The sequence below is a fragment of the Candidatus Nitrosopumilus sp. bin_32a genome (assembly GCF_054095935.1).
This window is the reverse complement of record NZ_JBSWSN010000002.1, coordinates 207,157-228,428: the sequence shown is the minus strand read 5'-3', so window position 1 is coordinate 228,428 and position 21,272 is coordinate 207,157. Positions and strand designations below refer to the sequence as shown.

29 protein-coding genes are annotated in these 21,272 nt (G+C 34.8%); 18 read left to right on the top strand and 11 right to left on the bottom strand.

Annotated features, from left to right (window positions below; translation table 11 throughout):
- The 4 genes from ACW9XH_RS02395 to ACW9XH_RS02380 all read left to right on the top strand — a co-directional run bounded on the left by ACW9XH_RS02395 (position 1) and on the right by ACW9XH_RS02380 (position 2,920).
- On the top strand, positions 1-234 hold the full coding sequence (locus ACW9XH_RS02395; RefSeq protein WP_457759035.1) for an Lrp/AsnC ligand binding domain-containing protein: 234 nt from the start codon (positions 1-3) through the stop codon (positions 232-234).
- Positions 235-486: 252 nt separating this feature from the next.
- Positions 487-1,761: a multicopper oxidase domain-containing protein gene (locus ACW9XH_RS02390; protein ID WP_457759034.1), complete on the top strand. Its 1,275-nt coding sequence runs from the start codon at positions 487-489 to the stop codon at positions 1,759-1,761.
- Between the two features lie 182 nt (positions 1,762-1,943).
- The gene (locus ACW9XH_RS02385; RefSeq protein WP_457759033.1) at positions 1,944-2,234 is read left to right on the top strand and encodes a hypothetical protein; all 291 of its coding nucleotides are present in this window, start codon (positions 1,944-1,946) and stop codon (positions 2,232-2,234) included.
- The gene (locus tag ACW9XH_RS02380) at positions 2,231-2,920 is read left to right on the top strand and encodes a hypothetical protein (RefSeq protein ID WP_457759032.1); all 690 of its coding nucleotides are present in this window, start codon (positions 2,231-2,233) and stop codon (positions 2,918-2,920) included. The genes ACW9XH_RS02385 and ACW9XH_RS02380 overlap by 4 nt, the downstream gene beginning before the upstream one ends.
- A gap of 12 nt (positions 2,921-2,932) precedes the next feature.
- Here the strand turns inward: ACW9XH_RS02380 and ACW9XH_RS02375 are convergent, their stop codons facing one another.
- The gene (locus ACW9XH_RS02375) at positions 2,933-3,391 is read right to left on the bottom strand and encodes a hypothetical protein (protein ID WP_457759031.1); all 459 of its coding nucleotides are present in this window, start codon (positions 3,389-3,391) and stop codon (positions 2,933-2,935) included.
- 75 nt (positions 3,392-3,466) lie between these two features.
- Between ACW9XH_RS02375 and ACW9XH_RS02370 the strand changes: the two genes are divergently transcribed.
- Both ACW9XH_RS02370 and ACW9XH_RS02365 read left to right on the top strand, forming a co-directional pair.
- Positions 3,467-3,805: a hypothetical protein gene (locus ACW9XH_RS02370; RefSeq protein WP_457759030.1), complete on the top strand. Its 339-nt coding sequence runs from the start codon at positions 3,467-3,469 to the stop codon at positions 3,803-3,805.
- A gap of 335 nt (positions 3,806-4,140) precedes the next feature.
- Positions 4,141-4,461: a hypothetical protein gene (locus tag ACW9XH_RS02365; protein ID WP_457759029.1), complete on the top strand. Its 321-nt coding sequence runs from the start codon at positions 4,141-4,143 to the stop codon at positions 4,459-4,461.
- On the opposite strand, the gene ACW9XH_RS02360 is transcribed toward ACW9XH_RS02365, so the two are convergent.
- Together ACW9XH_RS02360 and ACW9XH_RS02355 are read right to left on the bottom strand one after the other, a co-directional pair.
- Positions 4,458-6,485: a thioredoxin domain-containing protein gene (locus tag ACW9XH_RS02360; protein WP_457759028.1), complete on the bottom strand. Its 2,028-nt coding sequence runs from the start codon at positions 6,483-6,485 to the stop codon at positions 4,458-4,460. The two genes, ACW9XH_RS02365 and ACW9XH_RS02360, sit on opposite strands and share 4 nt — an antisense overlap.
- A gap of 42 nt (positions 6,486-6,527) precedes the next feature.
- Positions 6,528-6,761, bottom strand: a complete 234-nt coding sequence (locus ACW9XH_RS02355) for a hypothetical protein (protein ID WP_457759027.1) — start codon at positions 6,759-6,761, stop codon at positions 6,528-6,530.
- 246 nt (positions 6,762-7,007) lie between these two features.
- On the opposite strand from ACW9XH_RS02355, the gene ACW9XH_RS02350 reads away from it, so the two are divergent.
- Together ACW9XH_RS02350 and ACW9XH_RS02345 are read left to right on the top strand one after the other, a co-directional pair.
- Positions 7,008-8,042 carry an alcohol dehydrogenase catalytic domain-containing protein gene (locus tag ACW9XH_RS02350; RefSeq protein ID WP_457759026.1) on the top strand — a complete coding sequence of 345 codons (1,035 nt, stop codon included), beginning with the start codon at positions 7,008-7,010 and terminating at the stop codon, positions 8,040-8,042.
- 221 nt (positions 8,043-8,263) lie between these two features.
- Positions 8,264-8,503, top strand: a complete 240-nt coding sequence (locus ACW9XH_RS02345) for a hypothetical protein (protein WP_457759025.1) — start codon at positions 8,264-8,266, stop codon at positions 8,501-8,503.
- On the opposite strand, the gene ACW9XH_RS02340 is transcribed toward ACW9XH_RS02345, so the two are convergent.
- Positions 8,487-8,987: a hypothetical protein gene (locus ACW9XH_RS02340; RefSeq protein ID WP_457759024.1), complete on the bottom strand. Its 501-nt coding sequence runs from the start codon at positions 8,985-8,987 to the stop codon at positions 8,487-8,489. The two genes, ACW9XH_RS02345 and ACW9XH_RS02340, sit on opposite strands and share 17 nt — an antisense overlap.
- 120 nt (positions 8,988-9,107) lie before the next feature.
- Here ACW9XH_RS02340 and ACW9XH_RS02335 point away from each other — a divergent pair, with 120 nt between their 5' ends.
- Positions 9,108-9,362 carry a hypothetical protein gene (locus tag ACW9XH_RS02335; RefSeq protein ID WP_457759023.1) on the top strand — a complete coding sequence of 85 codons (255 nt, stop codon included), beginning with the start codon at positions 9,108-9,110 and terminating at the stop codon, positions 9,360-9,362.
- Position 9,363: 1 nt separating this feature from the next.
- On the opposite strand, the gene ACW9XH_RS02330 is transcribed toward ACW9XH_RS02335, so the two are convergent.
- Complete coding sequence (locus tag ACW9XH_RS02330) at positions 9,364-10,050, bottom strand: hypothetical protein (RefSeq protein ID WP_457759022.1); 687 nt, start codon at positions 10,048-10,050, stop codon at positions 9,364-9,366.
- Positions 10,051-10,153: 103 nt separating this feature from the next.
- On the opposite strand from ACW9XH_RS02330, the gene ACW9XH_RS02325 reads away from it, so the two are divergent.
- Complete coding sequence (locus ACW9XH_RS02325; protein ID WP_457759021.1) at positions 10,154-10,357, top strand: hypothetical protein; 204 nt, start codon at positions 10,154-10,156, stop codon at positions 10,355-10,357.
- Here ACW9XH_RS02325 and ACW9XH_RS02320 read toward each other — a convergent pair.
- The 4 genes from ACW9XH_RS02320 to pth2 all read right to left on the bottom strand — a co-directional run bounded on the left by ACW9XH_RS02320 (position 10,354) and on the right by pth2 (position 13,848).
- The gene (locus ACW9XH_RS02320; protein WP_457759020.1) at positions 10,354-10,584 is read right to left on the bottom strand and encodes an Lrp/AsnC ligand binding domain-containing protein; all 231 of its coding nucleotides are present in this window, start codon (positions 10,582-10,584) and stop codon (positions 10,354-10,356) included. The two genes, ACW9XH_RS02325 and ACW9XH_RS02320, sit on opposite strands and share 4 nt — an antisense overlap.
- 68 nt (positions 10,585-10,652) lie before the next feature.
- Positions 10,653-11,849, bottom strand: coding sequence for a tRNA pseudouridine(13) synthase TruD (truD, locus tag ACW9XH_RS02315; protein WP_457759019.1), 1,197 nt, complete (start codon positions 11,847-11,849; stop codon positions 10,653-10,655).
- A complete protein-coding gene (locus ACW9XH_RS02310; RefSeq protein ID WP_457759018.1) occupies positions 11,846-13,444 on the bottom strand; it encodes a lyase in 1,599 nt (532 codons plus the stop codon). Before ACW9XH_RS02310 ends, truD begins: the two co-directional genes overlap by 4 nt.
- Positions 13,445-13,494: 50 nt before the next feature.
- Positions 13,495-13,848 carry a peptidyl-tRNA hydrolase Pth2 gene (gene pth2 / locus ACW9XH_RS02305; protein ID WP_179362254.1) on the bottom strand — a complete coding sequence of 118 codons (354 nt, stop codon included), beginning with the start codon at positions 13,846-13,848 and terminating at the stop codon, positions 13,495-13,497.
- A 66-nt stretch (positions 13,849-13,914) separates the two neighbouring features.
- Here pth2 and ACW9XH_RS02300 point away from each other — a divergent pair, with 66 nt between their 5' ends.
- The 5 genes from ACW9XH_RS02300 to ACW9XH_RS02280 are packed head-to-tail and all read left to right on the top strand — an operon-like array spanning position 13,915 to position 18,049.
- On the top strand, positions 13,915-15,051 hold the full coding sequence (locus tag ACW9XH_RS02300) for an NAD(P)/FAD-dependent oxidoreductase (RefSeq protein WP_457759017.1): 1,137 nt from the start codon (positions 13,915-13,917) through the stop codon (positions 15,049-15,051).
- Positions 15,052-15,104: 53 nt separating this feature from the next.
- On the top strand, positions 15,105-15,287 hold the full coding sequence (locus ACW9XH_RS02295; RefSeq protein ID WP_457759016.1) for a zinc finger domain-containing protein: 183 nt from the start codon (positions 15,105-15,107) through the stop codon (positions 15,285-15,287).
- A 4-nt stretch (positions 15,288-15,291) separates the two neighbouring features.
- Positions 15,292-15,573, top strand: a complete 282-nt coding sequence (locus ACW9XH_RS02290) for an elongation factor 1-beta (protein WP_457759015.1) — start codon at positions 15,292-15,294, stop codon at positions 15,571-15,573.
- A gap of 8 nt (positions 15,574-15,581) precedes the next feature.
- Entirely contained in the window at positions 15,582-17,750 is a 2,169-nt protein-coding gene (locus tag ACW9XH_RS02285; RefSeq protein ID WP_457759014.1) for a CDC48 family AAA ATPase, read from the top strand.
- 2 nt (positions 17,751-17,752) lie between these two features.
- On the top strand, positions 17,753-18,049 hold the full coding sequence (locus ACW9XH_RS02280; protein WP_457759013.1) for a hypothetical protein: 297 nt from the start codon (positions 17,753-17,755) through the stop codon (positions 18,047-18,049).
- Between the two features lie 3 nt (positions 18,050-18,052).
- On the opposite strand, the gene ACW9XH_RS02275 is transcribed toward ACW9XH_RS02280, so the two are convergent.
- The gene (locus ACW9XH_RS02275) at positions 18,053-18,940 is read right to left on the bottom strand and encodes a heme o synthase (protein WP_457759012.1); all 888 of its coding nucleotides are present in this window, start codon (positions 18,938-18,940) and stop codon (positions 18,053-18,055) included.
- Positions 18,941-19,035: 95 nt separating this feature from the next.
- Between ACW9XH_RS02275 and ACW9XH_RS02270 the strand changes: the two genes are divergently transcribed.
- Both ACW9XH_RS02270 and ACW9XH_RS02265 read left to right on the top strand, forming a co-directional pair.
- Positions 19,036-20,130: a cupredoxin domain-containing protein gene (locus tag ACW9XH_RS02270; RefSeq protein WP_457759011.1), complete on the top strand. Its 1,095-nt coding sequence runs from the start codon at positions 19,036-19,038 to the stop codon at positions 20,128-20,130.
- Between the two features lie 2 nt (positions 20,131-20,132).
- Complete coding sequence (locus ACW9XH_RS02265) at positions 20,133-20,519, top strand: Mov34/MPN/PAD-1 family protein (protein ID WP_457759010.1); 387 nt, start codon at positions 20,133-20,135, stop codon at positions 20,517-20,519.
- Positions 20,520-20,523: 4 nt separating this feature from the next.
- Here the strand turns inward: ACW9XH_RS02265 and ACW9XH_RS02260 are convergent, their stop codons facing one another.
- The gene (locus ACW9XH_RS02260; protein ID WP_457759009.1) at positions 20,524-20,913 is read right to left on the bottom strand and encodes a cyclophilin-like fold protein; all 390 of its coding nucleotides are present in this window, start codon (positions 20,911-20,913) and stop codon (positions 20,524-20,526) included.
- A 48-nt stretch (positions 20,914-20,961) separates the two neighbouring features.
- Between ACW9XH_RS02260 and ACW9XH_RS02255 the strand changes: the two genes are divergently transcribed.
- The gene (locus ACW9XH_RS02255) at positions 20,962-21,219 is read left to right on the top strand and encodes a DUF2024 family protein (RefSeq protein ID WP_457759008.1); all 258 of its coding nucleotides are present in this window, start codon (positions 20,962-20,964) and stop codon (positions 21,217-21,219) included.
- Positions 21,220-21,272 lie beyond the last annotated feature (53 nt).

The window sequence follows — 21,272 nt, the reverse complement described above, 5'->3', positions numbered from 1 at the left end:
ATGCACAAAGGATTCATTTTATTAAATTGTGACTTAGGAGCAGAAGAATACATCGTAGATGAATTAAAACAAATGCAAAATATTACTAATGCATATCTGACTTTTGGGGCTTATGACGTGATTGCTGAAATTCAGACCGAAGATCAAAATGAATTCGAAAAGGTGATAGCATCAATTAGAAAATTATCCAGAGTTGTCAGCACTATGACTCTAAACGTAATTCATCCCGATTAATTGATCTAAGCTGTATTGTCAGTTATTGTTTTGTAAAACTATCAGAAACTCACACCTAATTTGAATATCGATTTAAGAGCAGTTTTAGTGAATAAAATACCGAGTTGCTGATTAGTTTTCATGTGTCTAATTTATTTCCCAAGAAAGGTTCAAGCCTTTACGGAATTGAATCTAGACGTCTATTCTATAAAATCAGAATAACTTCGAAGAATGTACCTACAGTTTAAAAGAAATTTTTCTTTCGTTGGTACAATGACTAAGTCAAGAACTTCTCTTATGCTAATTGCATTATCTGTAACACTTGTAGCATTCTTGTCATTTGGTCTACTTCAAGAAAGTGAAGCCACAAAAGGTCAAGGAGTAGGACTGCCAGTGACAGGATCTGACAAAGTTTGTGGAGATAGATTATGCTCTGAATCAGATTCAAGTTATTCTTCCCCAAAAGTAGCTTCAGTTCAAACCATTCAAACTAGTGAATGTAAAAGCAATGAGGGTAAAACACGCACCTATTACATTGCTGCAGACGAAGTAGAATGGGATTATGCTCCTTTGGGACTAAACCAGATGAAGGGACAAGAGTTTAATGAAGATGAAAATGTATTTGTTGAAAATTCTTCAGATAGAATTGGAAGTACTTACATCAAGGCATTATATCGTGAGTATACTGATGACACATTTTCAAAACTCAAACCAAGGACCTCTGAATGGGAACATCTTGGAACACTAGGACCAATGATTCATGCCGAAGTATGTGATACAATCAAAGTTGTATTCAAAAATAATTCTGTCGAACTAGATTATTCAGTTCATCCACATGGGGTCTTTTATGATAAAGATTCTGAAGGTGCTGAATACAATGATGGGACTCCTGCAAGTAACAAATCTGATGGAATAGTTGCTCCAGGACAAAAACACACTTACGAATGGGCAGTACCAGAACGTGCAGGCCCAGGGCCAAGCGATCCTAGTTCAATAATTTGGATGTATCATTCACATGTTGATTCGCCAATGGATACCAATTCAGGACTTGTCGGTCCAATGGTTGTAACTGCTAAAGGAATGGCCGATTCAAACGGTAGACCGATTGATGTGAACAGAGAAATGGTAAGTCTCTTTACAGTTTCTGATGAAAATTCTAGCAACTATCTTTGTGATAACCTGGAAACATTCACTGATGAAACTTGTGATAATGAGGAATTAGTTGGAGATGATGATTTTGCTGAGAGTAATCTCATGCACGGTATTAACGGATACGTCTATGGTAATCTGCCAGGACAAACGCTTCAACAAGGTGAACATGTACGTTGGTATCTAATTGGTATGGGAACTGAAGTAGATTTGCATACCCCACACTGGCATGGAAACACTGTCTTGTGGAATGGAATGAGAGTTGATGTAATGGAGTTAATGCCAGCTAGTCTAAAGACTGTTGACTTTATTCCAGACAATGTTGGAACATGGATGTTCCACTGTCACGTCAATGATCATATCTCTGCAGGAATGATGTCACTTTTTGAAGTGATCTAATCATTTTTTTTCAAGCCTGTCTGCGTCCATTTCCATCCTCAATTTAACAGGTGAATCCCCGCGGAGTTGAACCAAAAAACATCCAAAACAATACGGAATTCTTTTGAGAGTGGGTATAAAATTCAAAGTCAGAATCTATTGGCGATTAATTGTTATAGGAGTTAATTTAGGATTGTTTCAAATTGCAGCAAATTGATTATGAAGGAAAAGTTTGGGTACTAAATTATAATAATCCTAAACCACTATTAGATCACGCCATACACATGCTTGAAAGACACGGTGTAAAACGCGAAGATATGGAAATTACAGAAACGCCAATTGTGACTGTAGGTGCAATCGTAGTTGAGATTTGGCCATACGAGTTGGTAATTGGCAGAGTCAGAACTACTCGAAATGACTCTTTTATTAGCGGGACTGAATTTACAATTGAATTAAAGTTAGATGATGAAGGGAATTACATAGATTATCTTTGAAAAAAAATAAAATTCAAAACATCACCATAGCTGCAATAGGGATTATAATCATCATTGCAATTATTGTATACAATTATTCGGCTGAACAGACCAAGCAAAAAGGATTTCAGTTCGGAAATGAACTTGCTCAAATTCAACAAGATGTATCAGAATTACAAACAAAATTTTATTCTGAAAAAACAAAATGGGATGAAGGCGACATAACAAAAGAAGAGTTGTTAAAATATTATGAAGAACATGTGGATAAATTTGAAGACATTGTTTCTAGATATGATAATCTATCCACACCTGAATTATTTGAAAGTTCAGTAGAATTATTCAGGATATCATCTGAAACACAATTAAAAAGCGATGTTGAATATATCAAATGGATTACATCAGGCGACGAATTAGCAAAGGTAAGGTCAGATACACAAATTCAAGAAGCATATGAATATGAAAATTTAGGACTAGCTGAATTCCAATTAGCCAAGGCAGGAATAGTAGAATTTGATGAAGCAGATAAATTCTCACCTCCAGATAATGTGCTCAAGCAAAAAGTGATTCAGATCTCAGAAAATATGAAAAAGAATTGCGATTTAGAATTTAAAAATGAAATAAACGAATTTGATTCTGATGAAACTGAAATTGAATGGTTCAACTGTTTTAATGAGGCTGAAAAATGGAAAAAAGACCACCTGCCTTAGATAAACAAGATTCTACAACAAATCATATTTTTGCAACGTTTCAAAAATATCAAAAAGTTCCTCACCTAAAGACATTTTTTCAAGAGGGGTGGGTTTTGAGAATTTTATCTGAAATGCTATTGTAAGCATATCCTGATCAGTGTGAGAGATTCGAACAGAGTGCCACTCATAATCCATTTTAGATAAAAATAACTTCCATTTCTGCAAATGCTCATCTACACGATTTACTTGAGATTCTACATTTGTTAAAGTAGTATCCAAATCAGTGTCAAATAATCTAAATTTAACAAGAGGAACCATAACAATTCCACCTAAAATTTTATCTTGGTTTTTCAACATAGATGAAATGATTTCTTCAGAATTTTCTTTTGGAAAAATATCCCCATAGTCAGGATCAAAATATCCCGCTACGAGTTTTTTAGAATCATATATTCTAAAAAAACCTTCATCGGATTCTAATTTCCACAACATATTGAAATCAGTTCATGAATAAATAAACGATTAATCAAAGACAATTAAATAAACTAGAAAATAAAGAAAGTATACATGGGAATTTCCAAAGAAAACAAGGATTTCATCGACAGTTTAATTGACTATTACATCAACGAGTCAGAATCTTACAAACAAATAGCAGAAAATTTTGTTCCTGAAATTGAATCAGTTCCAGATACAGCATTTGGAATCATTACAGGATGTGTATATTCGGGATTTTTGCAAGCATATCAGAATCAACAACAGACACCAGGTTTAGATGACATGCGAGAATTCAACCAAATCATAAAAGACAGGGCAGCGATAATTAAAAAATCAATTCTTGATCCTCCAAAGCCCGAACCCATGGAAAATGAAACAAAAAACACACCTGAAAATACAGATTCAAACTAGTAAATTTTAATGAAAAAGAGTGCCCAATTGGACACTCTTTATGACTCCTGTTGGACTGGTCGTACTATCGCAGATGTATGAATACAGTTAACGTGCGATGACAAATGTAGTTGAATTTCTATTAAAACACTTACGTAGGAATCATCAGTGGAGTTATTTTAAAAAATTAAAAATCAGTACAGTTTAATTCTAACATTAGGAAATAAGAAACATGAAGATTGATGGAAGTAAGATTATCTTTGGATTAGGAGTGACATCGGCAGTAGTGACTGCAGTAATAGTATTGTATTTTTCAATTCGTTAAAGATAAATCATAAAGAAAACCAAGGGACATTATGCCTGAAACGAATGAATTTAAAATTACTCAGATAGTAGATAACGGTCAAATGGTCCAGTTAACTTTAATTGAAAATATCACAACAGAGCCAATTTCACAAAAACAATTGATCATTGAGAATGTTTCAAAGAGATTAGATTCAGAAACTAAAGAACAAGTCATGCCATTATTAGAAGCAATTTTACAAGCACAGCCCACAGTCAATATCAAATCATACCAACAAACTCAAATCACAATTGCAATGCCCAAATCAAGATATGACAACATGGGAAGACCTCAAGTTGAAAGTATCATCAATGTTGATTTGAAAAAAATCTAAAGATTGGATTTTATTTCATCCAAAGTATGAAGAGGTAGTGAACATGCAAAGTTTTTACAAACAAACACACTAGTTTTATCTTCGAATGATTTTCCTGCAAAGAAAGGATATTTTGAGAGACTTTCCAGATGGGACGGATTCTCAATTATTGCCATAATTGAATTTGGCAAATAATCTAAAAGAAGTGACTGGACTATTTCAGAATTTTCAGTGTTAATGACAGTAATTTCCTGAGGTTTTTGAATATACATGGAAATGGTGTTTAGTAAATATCCAAATCCGAAAGGGTTTTCAGCAGCTGTTTGTGCCTGAGATTCCATTATTTTGGTGGTTATTTTAAGAAAAGTTTGTTCTTGAGATAGATGGAACAATCTAAGCATTACAAGAGCAGAAACAGAATTTCCAGAAGGCAAAGATAAATCATAATTGCTCTTGGGGCGAATTATTAATTTTTCATGATCATCAGAAGTCATAAAGAAACTATTGTTTTCAGAATCCCAGAAATGATTTACTAAATGATGACCTAATTTTATAGATAATTCAAGATATTTTGGGTCAGATTCAATTTCAAAGACATCAAGTAACGCATTGACAAAATAAGAATAGTCTTCCAGATATCCATCAATTTTTGCAATTCCATTCTTGTAAGTTCGTAACAATTTTTCATTTACAAAAAGTTTCTGCTCAATAAATGAAATGCAGTCTTTTGCAGCATTAAGATATCTAACATCCCCTGTAACACGGTATCCTTTTGCAAATGCTGTAACCATCAAAGAATTCCATGAAACCAAAACCTTGTCATCCAATCCAGGAGGAATTCTAGCTGAACGAACTTTTAATAATTTTTCTGAGCAAGATTTTAAAGTTTTACCAACATCAGATTCAGATATTCCAAAATTGAAAGATACGGTGGAAATGTTGAGATTGTTGCACAAGATATTATTGCCTTCCCAATTTCCCCCATCAGTCACATCATAGTACAAACAAAACAGATCAGCATCACTTCCAAGGATTTCTTTAATTTCACTTTTCTTCCACACATAGTATTTTCCCTCTACACCTTCAGAATCAGCGTCATATGCAGAATAAAATCCCCCTTCAGGAGAAGTCATTTCACGTAAAACAAAATCAAGGGTTTTTTTTAAAACATCTAGGTAAAACGGATCTTTTGTGATTTGATATGCTTCAGCATAATTTACTGGAATCAAAGCATTGTCGTAAAGCATTTTCTCAAAATGAGGAACCAGCCATTTGGCATCTGTGGAATATCTAGAAAACCCGCCACCTATTTGATCAAATATCCCCCCATTAGCCATTTTTTTGAGAGTTTTGAGCGCAAATTCATTGAATTTGCCCAATCCAGATAATTTTGCATATCTAAACAAAAATGACACATTAGCAGCATTGGGAAATTTTGGTGCAGAACCAAATCCGCCATAGGTTGCATCACCTAATTGAAACAAGTTCATAGCTGCCTCATCGAGAATTATTCGTTCTAATTTAGAAGGAGTTTGAACTTTTTCAGTTTTGTGTAATGCACCGATAAATTTTTCAGCAGAGGCCTCAATATCTTTAGGTTTTTCTCGCCATGCTTGCGAGAGTTGTCTACAGATACTTCCAAATCCAGGACGGCCGTATGAATCCAAAACGGGAAAATAAGTTCCGACATAGAATGGTTTTTGATCAGGAGTAAGGAAAATACTCAAAGGCCATCCCCCTTGGCCTGTTGCCATCTGGCAAACTTTTTGATAGATATCATCAATGTCAGGTCTTTCTTCTCTGTCAACTTTGATGTTAATGAAATTTTCATTCATAAATTCAGCGACATCTTCATTTTCAAATGACTCATGAGCCATCACATGGCACCAATGGCAAGCACTGTATCCAATACTTAGGAAAATTGGTTTGTTTTCATCTTTTGCTTTTTTTAATGCCTCATCATTCCATCCATACCAATTGACAGGATTATGTGCATGTTGAAGTAAATAGGGACTACTTTCATGAATGAGATTATTTTCTACCACAGTTTATCAGATTTGTTTGAATATTTGTACCTAATTGGAACGCTAATTCCAGATTCCTTTTCCTTCTGTCAATTCGTAAATTCTGACATTGATTTTTCCCAATAATTTTACTTTAGATTTATGTGCTTTTTTATCATGGCTGTAATCTTTTTTTTCAACTAATTCTTGTAATCGGCTTAATTGTTCCAAAGTGAGTTTTTTGAATTCATGTTTAGAACTAGTGACGAGTTGCAATAATTTCACCCTCTCTCTATCTTCATCAGAAATTTCACTCATATCCACTGTTTTGTTAATTTTGCAAATAAATCTTAGCGTAAAAGCAAGATTGGCCTATTGCTTAGGATAGACCAATCTCTGACCATTGGATTTATCAGATTGATGATAATTTCAACATCCGCTGGATATTTTCCCATAAAATTAAATCCCATATGAGTCTACAAATCCATCATTAAAGATCAAATACGAATAGAAATCAAAAAGAAATTAACGAATGTTAAAATTTCGTCTTTAATCTTTAGAATTATGGAAAAAATGCGGGCCATGGTACTTTCTGAATGTGCAAAAATTGAAACAAGCCCATTGAAACTTACTCAAATTGATAAACATGAAATTAAAAGACCAAATGAGATTTTATTAAAAATAGAAGCTTGTGGAGTTTGTCACTCTCAGCTTCACGGCATAGAAGGAGATTGGAGAGATATTGGAATTCCGCCGTCATTGCCTACAGTTCCAGGTCACGAAGTGGTTGGAAAAGTTGTGCAGATAGGGGATAAAGTTACTAAATTTGAAATCGGGGACAGAGCGGGAATAACCCCACTTTTAGAAGCATGCAAGGTATGTCAATATTGTAAAGAGGGAAAAGAATACCTCTGTGAATCATCAGTCATTACTGGTGAATCTTTCAAAGGAGGATACACAGAATACATTACAGTTGTAGAAGATTTTGCAACCAAAGTTCCAGAGAACATGAAGGCAGAATATGCCGCACCGCTATTTTGTGCAGGAATTACTGCATACAAGGCAGTAAAAGCTGCAGAGCCAAAACAGAATAAAAAAATTGGAATTTTTGGAATCGGTGGAGTGGGACATATGGCAGTACAGTTTGCCAAAGTAGAGAATTGTAAGGTAATTGCATTTTCAAGGACACAAAAACATCTAGATGTTGCAAAAAGATTAGGGGCTGCAGATGCAATGGTGTTTTCTGAAAATCAGCAAGAATTTCTAGACGCACTAAAAGAAAAGCACGGACTATTAGATGCTGCAATCGTATTTGCGCCAGCAGACATAGTAACAGATACTGCAATAAAATCAGTAAAGAAAGGAGGACTGGTCGTAATAGCAACAGTGGGTAAAAATCCAGCATTTATGCCATTTGAGGAAAAAACAATTCGTGGAACTTTGATTGGTTCAACTAAAGACATGGAGCAAGTAATCAAAATATGTGATGAAGAAAATATCGAAGTCATATCTCAGATTTTTCCGTTAGAAAAAGCAAATGAAGTACTCAAAAAATTAAAAGATTCTGAAATAGAAGCAAGAGCTGTTTTAATTCCATAATCCTTGGCTTAAATATTGGAAGATATTGTTTTTGATATGAATTGCAAGAGATGCCACCATACAGATGAGGCACATAGTAGAAATGAAAATAGTAGTTCGCTTATGAAAATGGGAAAATGCCAGATTCCCACATGCACCTGCCAAGATTATTTAGATCCCATTCAAGAAATTGATGAGGATCTTTTGTAACGATTCATATATCAAAATAATTTCATAAAAACATGGACAAGCACAAGCCATCAGATGAAATGATTAAAGATTTAGATAACTTATTGTCAAAACTTAACGCCATGGAAATTGTTGCATCAGATGATTTTCAAAAAAATTCAATCAAGGTCCAAAGAGCGTTGATAGAAGGTCAAATGCATTCCATAAATGAATTTCAGCATTTGAAAAAGGCCATAGATTTGTTAACTCTGCAATTGTTTGATGTTCAAAACAAAGTCAACAATTCATCCTAGTGTCACTCAATCCACAGCCTGTGCATCTAAAAAGCGTAGATTTTTCAAGAGTTTTTTCAGGTTTCATTTCAGCGCCGCAACAAAGACAGAGAACTTTTTCTGATTCAGGTTTTGGAGCCTCAGATTTCCGTACCACGTAATCAGGTTTTGATTGCGGGATATCTGCAGAATTACAAAATGGTTTGTAATTAGCAATTATCTTGGCGAAGATATTTTTTCTACGCTCTGGACTAGATTCGAAAAGGGGCAAGATTGCCAGATATAGTGATTTTTCAGAGCCTGAATTTTCAATCCAGCATTTGTATTGAGAATGTTGGACAAAAAATGACTCATCATCAGTCTTTTCACAGTCACCCACATAGACAATATTGAATTTGTCCTTCTCTTTTGAGAGAATCAGATAGACTAGTTTTTCCATCGGAGGTCCCCATTCTTCAAGAGGAATAGGTCCAAGAAACTCATATTGAAGAATTTGGATGCTCAATGAAGGTATTTTTGAGTACTTTCTTTTCTTCTTTTCCCAAAAAAATCCCTAGTGTCATGGATTAGATCGCAAAATCTCAACTTGAAAAGATTAAATTCAAGAGTTATAGATTTCTCGTAAATGAAAGATCCTCACAACTATGCCAAAGTTGGATATTCAATGATTTTAGTGGCAGGTAGTTTAGCAGCAATAGGTCTAATTGCATTATTTACAGCAGATGACGTATTATTTTCAGATAACATTGCAAGAGACAATACTGCGCATTTTAACGAATGTAAATCAAATGATTTTGTAGCAGAAGATTGTGTGAAATACAGAGAGAGGATCAATAACGAAGCATCAGGAATTTATGTAGATCCGTCAAAGTGGAAATAATCTAGTATCCGTTTGTAAAATCTTCCAGCATGTTTTGATTTTTAGTAAGACGATTCATTGCAAAAAATGCACCGCCAACAATTCCAGCTTGATAAAATGTATACAAGAAAACTCCAGAAGAAGTCGGATCAGATTTTGTAAAACTCAAAACAAGCATTGTAAAGAATACAAATGTTCCAACAAATGTAACTATTCTATTTACAACACCAGTATTCATTCCAACAATTCTTTTAGTTGCGGATGCCATCAAACCAATACTAGTGATAATCAAAAAAGTTGCACCTCCGTTGGCAGTAATGAAGTTATTCATCCAAGGCAATAACCCATCTTCCAGTAGATCAACATCAGGCATTATACTACCACCATTAATTGCAAAATTTACAGAGCTGAACATACCACCAATGACAAAAAAGAACAAGAATATCTTGACAATTGATCTTTTGATAGGGCTACGGATTTCAGATGGTTTTACAGCTCTCTCAGTAATTCTAATTCCATAAAGAAATCCTACAGCCATAGCAGGAAAAAACATGATATTGATAAGGATTGGAGACTCTTTGTTAATTGTCTCAATTTGAGGATGAAAGATTAGAAATAATAGGATAGCAAGAGAAGCTGAGGCTGCAAATAGGATCAGACCCATATGACTGTGAGAACCGGATTCTTGGTAATCATTCCAATTAGACATTTTATCTATTCAAAAGAAAATAATTAAAAACCAAATCCAAAAATCATTTGGTCAAACTATCAATTCTGTTTACCCTTTTTTAGTAGAACCAAGAAAAAAGAGCATGAAAGTGGGAAGAACTCTAATAATTGCAGGTATTATTGTCGGAATATTTGGCTTGGTTTTTCACTTGCAAGGCAAATCCATTGTAGGACCAGAATCATCATTCATGTATTCAAATCCAGAATGGGTCAACTATGGCTTGGAAATAATAATTATAGGATTCATCATTTTAGGTATAGGATTTGTAACTCTCAAGAAAAATTAATTTGTAACACTAAGAGTGATTGTACTTTTAATGTGAGGTAATTTTCTAATTTTGGATGTGATTATTGCATTGATTTGAGAAGCAGATTCAGTAACAAATTCAGCCACAATATCATAACTGCCATATGTGATCAAACAACTTTTGATTTCAGGAATTTCTTTCAATTGAGAATAAAGAGATTGTTCTTCCCCAATTTCACAACTAATCAACATGTATGCTTTTTCCATCTAAACCATGTTTTGTTAAAAATGCACTAACTTAAAGACATCTAAGAAATTATTTTCTAAAACAGATCTTAAAAACCAGCAATCATTGGATCTTGTGGTTTCATTATTTCTCTTAACAAAATTGTTGCAAAAGATCCTCGAGATAATGAAAACTCTACAATATTATCATGTGCAGAATAATCAGAACAGTGTATTGCTGCTTGTCTAAAACCACCTTCACTACTTACTTCTTGCATTTCTTTAATGAAGAAATCTTTCGGTGTAACTTCTTCTTGTTCTAGAATTTTTGAAATTTGAAAATCAAATCGTGTTTTTTTGTAATACGAATAACCAACAAAAGGCATGGCCAAATTCTGATCCATGCCCTTTACATATTTTCCAATTATACCATGATAATCAAAGCAGACATCTCCTGATTGAGCTTCAAAAAGATTCTCACCGTCTAAAAATGCAGCACTCAATGATTGATTAAAAATAAAAGATTGATACGCTTGAACATAAAATCGTCTTAACGAAACAGGAATTGCACGAATTGCACGGATTGGTTCTCCATGTTCAATCATTTCTTTTAAAACAATTCTTTCAATATCCATCTGAGTCGGAACTTTGTCGAAATATTGCCGGTAATTTGCCTTATCAGATAGTTTTTGACGAATTTCAGTATTTTCTTCAGAGTCGTAAGGAGATGTAAATGATAAAATCAAATCAATGGTTTTGTCAAAATCTTGTTGTAAAAGGGCCTTACCGATAAGATGTGTGACTGGTCTTTGTGAACCAAATCTCTGATATCCATAGAAATTGAGAATTTTGTCATATTCGGTAAAAGATTCTAAATTATTTTGGCAATCAGAAATTTTTAATTTAAAATGATTTCCAATCATATCTTTTTTTGAAAGAGGTTTTTTTACAAAACCCAGATGCTCTAAAGAATATTTATCGCTTGAAAAATTCTCTATTGCTCGTCCTTTATTTCCAGCACATACAAATTGTTCTGTAACGGCTGATGCGTCTTTTAATCCAAGAGATTTTAATCGGATACCTTTCTTTCTAAAAATTCCAGATAGTGCATGATTAGTATCAATTTTTTTCTTTTTTAACTTATACACAGCATACCCATTTTCGTCATTGATGGATTTTTTAGATTTATCAGAGATCAATTCACTAACTTGAAAATCTTCAGGTTCAACTCTAATTTTTCCCCCTATGCCAGAAAATTTTGTACTGTAAACTAAAATTCCAATTTGAGAATCTAAATCAGGTATCACTCTATTGTCACTGTTACGTATTTGCTAACTGCTACATCAGGTAATTGTGCACCAAGTAAAATTTTGTATGTACCAGACATAGCATCTTCAGAAGCATGGACAATAATTGAAATTGGACGTGGTGCGTCGGAATCTAGCTGAAATGTTTCAGGGGTGTGGATTAATTCAATATTTAGGAAATCATGAGTTGAAGATAAAATTAATGAAACACCAAGTAGATCTTTTTGAGATAGTGAAGACACAACAAAGTCAATTGGTTTTGAATCTCCAGGTGCGATTGTTAAAGAATTTGATTCTAACTGTATTTCCAAAGGTAGTGGAATGGTCGTGTCAACAACTCCGATATTATTTTCTGCCCATTCAGTAAACCAAATTTTTTCACCATCAATAGTGAAATCAAAGATTTGTGCGACACCGCAGTCTGCCAACTTCATGCCAGTTCCAGGATCACAATCACCCCAATTTGGATTCTTTGAGGGAACGTGATATTCAACAAGAGATTGTAATACAGGATCCATTACAGAAATATTATTTGCAGTTTGTTCATTGAAAACAAGTCTGCCTTGATCATCAGATTCAATCCAATATGGTCTAGATATTGGAGTTTTTACAACCCCGGTCTGATTACCATATGTGCTCAGTAGAGGATCAGCAGTCACATATTGAACAAAATTTTCAGTCGTAGGATCAAAACTGAAGAAGGATGAGGAAGTAGTATCGGCCAACCAAATAGTTCCATCATCTGCAACAACAATACCATTTGGCGTAAGAAGTGTTACAGGTAATTGATAGATTTCAATAAAGTCAAGTAGTGGAAGGAATTTTTCATCAGAGTTTGCAACAGAGTTAAGATACCCATTTTGATCAAATTTGACTAAAACTCCACCTTGTTGATACAACCAATTAGTATACCAGACATTATCATTTGCATCTACTGCAAAGTCTGCAGTTACAGAGTCATCAACAGGAGATGGAATACTAAGATAATTTACATTCTCTCCAGATTGATTTGGATCTAGAAATGTGAGTTTGTTTCCAGTAAAATCATTTATGATAATTTGAGAACCATCAACGCGAATTTTTTGAGGTAATGAATCTCCTTCTGAGGGATAGGATAATCTATCATATGTCTCATCAATAGTTGAGAATGACCATATTGAATCGTAAGATTCATCAGTATACCATATGGAACCGTCTGGAGCGTAATCAATTCCCCACATCATTGAACGACCGCCTGGAGGCCACAATGAATTTTCATATTCAGTGAATGTTTCTAAATTAGGATCAAATTTAGCTATTTTGCCAGTATTAGTTTGAGCAAACCACACATTGCCATCATAGTCAGTTACAATTGCAAGTGGGTTTGTACATAATGTTGGAATTGAAAACTCTTGAACATATTTTGTAGACTTTGCATCACTTGAACCACAAAACTGAGCACGCTGTTCATCTGGAAAGTTATCTGCAGGAGTACCAGTAATTGAAACTTCGGGAGAACCAGTACCAGGATCAATGCCAGGTAAAGTTAGCATTACAGTTGATGAAAGTAAAATAAATCCAAAAAAAACAGTTACTATAATCCCTTTTTTCTTCATATCATAAAAAATAATGAGCCTTGTTATATCTCATTCCAAGAAAATGAAATCTATAGTAATTTGAGATCTCCAGTTATTTTGTCAATCAAGTTCTCAGGAGCAGGTCCAATTGATATGCACGTTGTAGTTCCAGGTGCTAATTGAGTATGGCCCGCATCTGAGACTTCAGACCAAGGAAGATTCAAATCTATTGCATGTCGTTTTACTTCTTGCAATTCTTTAATTCCAGATACTTTGACTACTACCTTTTCTTGTCCACCCCACCATTTTTGATACCATTCGGGATGTGATTTTCTAACATGTTCTGCACCAAGAACACAAGCATGGCCAACTTGAGCTGCAATCTTTCCTTTTCCCATATCAAGATCAGTTCTTACAACTATCACCTGTTTGATATCACCCATACCATTATCAAAAGTAGGCTTAATGAAAAACTTTTGAATTAAATAATTGACAAAGAAACAAAATCTGTGAGCTATGACGCAATAATCGCAGGGGGTAGTGTCGCAGGATTACTATGTGCCAGAGAAATTGCCTCAAAGGGTTTTTCTGTTTTAGTAATTGAGGAAGACTATGAGATAGGAACTCCTGAACATTGTGGAGGCCTAGTAAGTATTGCAGGATTGGCAGAGCTTGGAGTGATACCATTTAGAAAAACTTTTGATCATATTATAGAATCAGCTGAGATTACATCGCCTAATGGGAATAGTTTTACAATTAATTCAAAAAAGCAAAAAGTTGTTGAGATTAGCAGAAGAGAGTTAGACAAGCAAATAGCATTTCAAGCTCAAAAAAATGGTGCAGAAATTAAAGTTAGAACTAGTTTTCAAGAAATCACAGATACTGGAATCAGAACCAATGAAGAGAAAATAGACTGCAAAGTTTTTGTAGATGCACGAGGAGTGTCATCTTTAATTCATAAAGATAGAACAGGGATTCTATCATCAGCTCAGTATGAAATCTACGCAGACTGGATAAAAAAAGGCAAAGTAAAAGTAATTTTTGATCAAGAAAAGTACCCAGGATTCTTTGCATGGATTATTCCATCTGGAGACGGCAAAGGAAAAGTAGGAGTTGCAGGAAGAGGAATCAAAGTATCTGAAACATTAGAGAGTATTCTCAAAGAGAAAGGAAAATATTCCACGATTAGAAAAATTTTTGCGCCAATTTGGATTAAAGGACCTATCAAAAAATTTGTAGAAGGTAAAACTGTGATTATCGGCGATGCTGCAGGACAAGCAAAACCAACAACAGCTGGCGGGATATTTACCAGCGGCATGGGGGGAGTGTATGCAGGACAAGCAATATCAGAATTTCTTAAAACCAATAACAGAGATGAACTTGATCAATACCAAAAAAAATGGATGGAACGATTTGGAAAAGAATTTGAAAAACAATTGTTAGCTAGAAAAATTTTGGAAAGAATTGATAATAACACAATCAACAAATTATTTGAAACAATCACACCAGAGATTATAAAAGAGATTTCAGAAAAAGATGATTTTGATTTTCATACTGGGGCAATTGTCAAATTATTAGGATTGAGAGGTTCGATTAAAACTGCTCAAGTTCTAATCGGCGGAGAAATTAAAAAATTACTTGGTTAGAATACGTATAATTTCTAAGCAAGGTATAAATGATGTTTACAGAAAATTGGGGTATGTCGTCATCTACAATATCATTACCAACATGTAGTTGCTGTCATAGACCAATTATGCCTAATGATAAATGTGTAAAATTCAATTGCCCTGATTGTGGCGGAGATTTAATTTGGAGATGTCAAAGTTGCAGAGAATCAGCAAGAAACTATACTTGTTCCGCATGTAACTTTCAGGGACCATAGAAAAATGACTCAGTTATTATTTGTAACAAAAATACTCCCTCAAGGAATGGAGGTAGATTTAGATAAATTGGCTGAGACCATTAAAACTTCATTACCAGAAGGAATGTCAATGAAAAGACATGCAAAAGAACCACTAGCATTTGGTTTAGAATGTATCAAGGCTGAATTTATTTTAGAGGATAAAGAAGGTCAAAGTGATGCTCTGGAGAATGCAATAAGATCAACTGACGGTGTAAGTGAGTTTGAAGTTCTCAACATGAGTAGAATGTCAGTTGACATGAAATAGGTGATTTTTTGGCACGCAAAGAAGAACCTTTGCAAATGAGAATTGGTGAAGCAAAACAAAGAGACGTAGGAAAGAAACGTGCTCGAATTGGTCCTGAGGCCATGGATTTTCTAAAAGTTACACCAGGCGACATTATAGAAGTAATGGGTTCAAGATCCAGTTGTGCAGTTGTTTGGCCAGTGGATGAAGATGAAAAATTGCCAGACATCATCAGAGTAGATGGACAGACAAGGAAAAATGTAGGTGCATCATTAAATGATTTTGTAAAGATTCGAAAAGTTACATCAAAGTTTGCAAAAACAGTTTCATTAACACCAGTAAATGATTCAGTTACAGTTGACAAGGAATTCACAGATTTTGTTAAAAACAGATTGAAAGGATTGCCAATTACACATGGGGATGAAATTTCAGTTATGATTTTAGGAAATTCCATGGATTTTAAAATTACAAAAACATTACCAAAAGGAGTAGTCAAAATTGATCGTACAACAAATCTGAATATTTCAAAAGAAACATCAGTTGACAGAAAAGTCAGAGTGACATATGAAGAAGTGGGAGGCCTAAGAAGAGAAATCAAAGCAATGAGAGAGATTGTTGAACTTCCATTAAAACATCCAGAATTATTTGTAAGATTGGGAATTGAACCACATAGCGGAATTCTACTTTATGGTCCACCAGGTTGTGGAAAGACTCTACTTGCAAAAGTCATGGCAAGTGAATCAGAAGCCAACATGTTTCCAATTAATGGTCCAGAAATAATGAACAAGTATTATGGTGAAACAGAAGCCAAGCTAAGGGATATTTTCAAAGAGGCAAAAGACAATTCTCCAAGCATAATCTTCATTGATGAAATTGATGCCATTGCACCAAAAAGAGAAGAGGCTTATGGAGATGTAGAAAAAAGAGTTGTTGCTCAATTATTAGCATTGATGGATGGTCTTAATGACAGAGGAAACGTGATTGTTCTTGGTGCAACAAACAGACCAGACAGCATAGATCCTGCCCTTAGAAGACCAGGAAGGTTTGATAGAGAATTTGAGATTTCAGTTCCTAACGAAGATGGAAGACTAGAGATTCTTGAAATTCATACCAGAGGAATGCCACTTAGTGACGATATTGATCTTAAAGATTTGTCATCAGAATTACACGGATATACTGGTGCAGATATCAAATCACTTTGTAGAGAAGCTGCACTAAAATCAATTAGAAGGTATCTTCCAGAAATTGATCTTGAAGCAGAAAAAATCCCTTCTGAAGTATTACAATCAATGCAGATCAAACTAGTCGATTTTTACGATGCAATGCAAGATGTCGTCCCTACAGCTATGAGAGAATTCTATGTTGAGAGATCAAAAGTATGGTGGCAAGATGTCGGAGGACTAGATGATCTCAAAAAGTCACTTTCAGATAACCTTATCATGTCTATGAAAGAGCCTGCCAAGTTTACAAAGATGGGGATAAAACCTCCAAAGGGAGCTTTAATCTATGGACCGCCAGGCTGCGGTAAAACTCTGCTTGCACGAGCTTTAGCTACTGAAACAGGTGCAAATATGATTTTAGTTAGAGGCCCAGAAATACTTTCTAAATGGTTAGGGGAATCTGAAAAAGCAGTAAGAGAAATTTTTAGAAAAGCAAAAGCAGCATCACCATGTGTGGTAATTTTTGACGAATTAGATTCAATTGCACGTTCTAAATCAGGAGAAGGTGGAACAGGCGAGACAATTCTAAGTCAATTACTTACAGAAATAGAAGAAGGTATTTCATCAAGAGTAGTAGTAATTGGAATTACAAATCGCCCAGATATTTTAGACAATTCTTTGCTTAGAACAGGAAGATTGGATTTAGTACTTTATGCAGGACCACCAGATGAGAAAGGAAGATTAGAGATTATCAAAATTTTAACACGAAAGATGCCATTAGCAAACGACGTAAAATTACAAGAAATATCAGTGGCCACTCAAAATTATTCAGGGGCAGATTTGGCAGCATTGTGTAGAGAAGCTGCAGTAGAAGCAATGAGAAAGAGCGCATCAACTATTTCAAATCGTGACTTTGCAAACAGTTTGAAGAAAATAAGACCATCAATAACAAAAGAAGTGGACCAATGGTACAACACAGTAAAGGAAAGTATATCTAACGTGGTACCAAAGTCAGGGGATAAATCATTCTACGGATAAAAATGGCAATACCAATAAGAAATACAGTATTTGATAAGATTAAGGAAGTAAATCGTTTAACAGATGTTGAACTTTTCAAGAGTCTTGCAAAAGACGGATACGTCATTGCAGAAGATAGATTCAACAAAATTCTTTTAGATTTAGAAATTCTCGGTCTCATCACAGTCTCATGGATTACAAAAGAGGAGCGCAGAATTGAAATTGTTGTTGTGGAACAAGAAGTTGATAAAATACAAGAGCAAGTAAAGGAAACTATGGAAAGTGATTATGAAGCTAGCTTCCCAGGTGTAGATAAATAAATTTTAGAATAAAGGAAAGTGAAATGCTGCATCTAATGCAACAGCTACAAAAATTATTGTAAGATAAGGTGCAGTTACTTTGTATGCTTTCCATGCAAATTCAGATGTAGGATTCTTTGTTAATTTGTAATGATATACAAGCATCAAGGCTCCAGAGACCAGTGCAATAACAGTATAGACAATTCCCATACCGTCTGGAATAAATGAAAGTATCAATGAATATGGAATTAAAATCAACGTATTACCTAAAATGAACTTTGATGTTTTTTGCATTCCAATTACAACAGGAAGCATCGGAACTTCAGCTTGTGCATATTCGTCTTTCATTTTCATTGCAAGACACCAAAAGTGAGAAGGAGTCCAAACAAAAACTAAGAAACCGACTAAGAATCCTAACAAATCCATACTACCTGTTGCTGCTGCCCATCCTGCCCAAGCTGCGGCACTACCAGCAATACCACCAATTACAATGTTAGATACGTTTCTTCGTTTTAGCCAAACTGTGTAAATAATAACATACGAGAAAATTCCAACAGCGATAAAAAATGCAGATACTGAATTCAACGCAAAGAAACCATAGATTACAGAGATGCAGCTTACAACCAACCCATATATCAAAACATTTGATGCTGCCATCCGTCCAGAAGGAATTGGTCTAGTGCTAGTCCTAGTCATTTTAGGATCAATGTCTTTATCATAATAGTGATTTAGTGCACTTGATCCTGCAGAAGCCAATGCACCTGCAACAATAATGTGCAAATATGACCAGTAATCAAGATCTGGAACACCTGGAACTAGCTTACTTGCAGCATACATGGATGTAACTGCAGTGATTACTAAAAGAACAACAATTCTAGGTTTGGATATTTCCAATATTTCATTAAATCCCAATTCACTCTACCCTATTCCAAAGCCATTTAATTTCTTCGACTAGATCCATACGATTGCGCAAGGAATAAGTATCTCAGTCCTGTCAGCTATCTTAAATGAGTAATTGGGACCTCATGATGCCAGGAATGGGACTAACAGCTATAGGATTAGCTGGACTTACATTGTCGTATGCCGGTATTGCCCACACATTCATCGATGGTATGCATGCATTGACTGGTCTGACCATGTTTGTTGGATTAATTTTCCTTGCAGCAGGCATCTTGGACGGAGGGGTTTCAACAAGTAATAGAGCCAAAGCAACGACTTTGGTAATCGTATCCATTGCGTTAGGATTTGGAATGTTTTCAATGGTAATGAATACATCAAATTATACAATTACTTTAGCCGGAATTTTAATGGCAATTGCATTTCCTGCAATTATAATCTCATATCTGTATATGAAACACCCAGAGATAGCAAAACCAATTGGAGCAATTGTTTCAATGGCAGCTGCTACAGGGATTATCATGTGGGTATCATTTGGAATTTTCTCAGCTCCTGACACATACATGATTCCTCAACAAGTAGGCGTTGACGAACCGGCAGAAGATCTTACACCATCAGGACCAATATTTGCAATTGAAATTCTTGAAAATTCAGCTCAAGAAGGAAATCCGGATTATTCACCAGATGTAGCAGTGGTTACACAAGGTTATGTCATTGAATGGACAAATGTAGATACTGCAGCACATACTGTTACAAGTGCAGCAGACTATGGAGAAACATTCGATTCAAGTTTGATCAACGCAGGTGGAACTTACACATTAGATACAAGCAATTTAGAAGTCGGCGAATACGAATATTTGTGCATCGTGCATCCTTGGATGGTTGCATCAATAGTTATTGAAGCTGCAAAAGAACCAACTAAAATTTTAATTCCTGAAGGAGCAGCAATTCCTGAAGATGGAAAAATATACTATGATCCAAAAGTTTTAGACATTTCAGTTGGAACTACAGTCCTTTGGGAAAATGTAGATAATACAATGCATACTTCAACATCAGGCAATCCAGACAGTGGAGCTGATGGAGCATTTGATTCAGACATTTTATCTGCAGGAGATACGTTTGAATTCACATTTACAGACGTAGGAACTTATGATTATTATTGTATTTTACATCCATGGATGATTGGAACTGTTAACGTAGAATAGACTTGCAGAAAATTATACTATCAGATACAGATAAAAAAATTCTATCAGAATACTCAGAGAATCAAAAGCCCAATGAATCATGTGCAATACTGTTTGGAAATAATGATAAAGTTTTAGATTTATTTTTGACAGAAAACATCGAGAAATCGCCAGTGACTTTTACAATATCAAATGAGCAATTAATTGAAGGATACAAAATGGCCGAAGAGAAAAAAATGCAAGTAATAGGAATATTTCACTCACACCCAGACTCAGATGCATATCCGTCAAATACAGATAAGAAATTCATGCAAAGCAACCCAGTTGCATGGATAATCTATTCGGGGATTAACAAAAACTTTAGAGCGTATTTCCTTGAATCAGATATTGTAGAAATCCCAATAGAATAATAATTTAGGATTGCAATCTAAATGTAGCACGTTCACTATGAACATCATTTAGAATTTTTTTATCTGGAGAAATTATTTTTCCAATTATATTGACAGGTGATGCAGGAGTAATTTCTCCAGGTTTGCCAATAGGGGTAGGACCATAAAACAAGCAAATTGCTTTGCCTGTAGGCCAATATGCAACATCATTTAGTTGAACTGGAGACTGGGCATTTTCTTCAGGTTGAGATATAGGAGATTTTGATGTGTAAATTTCATCGCCCCAAACATTAAGATCCACTGTAAAAGGTAACTTTGATACAAAATCATTTACGGTGTTTGGAGAATATGTATCATCTAATTCTAAAGATATGTTTGATGAATGTGGAATTTCAACGATGATAGAATACTTCATAATTTATCAGGATCTTTGAATTAAATATCCCTTTTTTTTATTAGATTTATGGAAATTCACGTATACGACACTTATGTCAAAGCAGCAGACGGTCACACCATGCACTTTGATGTAATTACTGGTGAGAAAGACCACGATAAAGCCATCACATATGGTAAAGAATGGTTGCAATCAGTCGGTGAAGGAGGCGCAGAAATGACTACAAACGAATGTCAATTCTGCCATTCACAAGGAGCACCAGAGCCTGTTGAGCAGGCAATTAAGGAAAAAGGCTACTTTATCCAGAAAATGGAAGGCTGTCCTTAAACATTTTTTTCCTTTTTATTTAGCAGTATATTTTTTAGAACAAACAGTTTAGA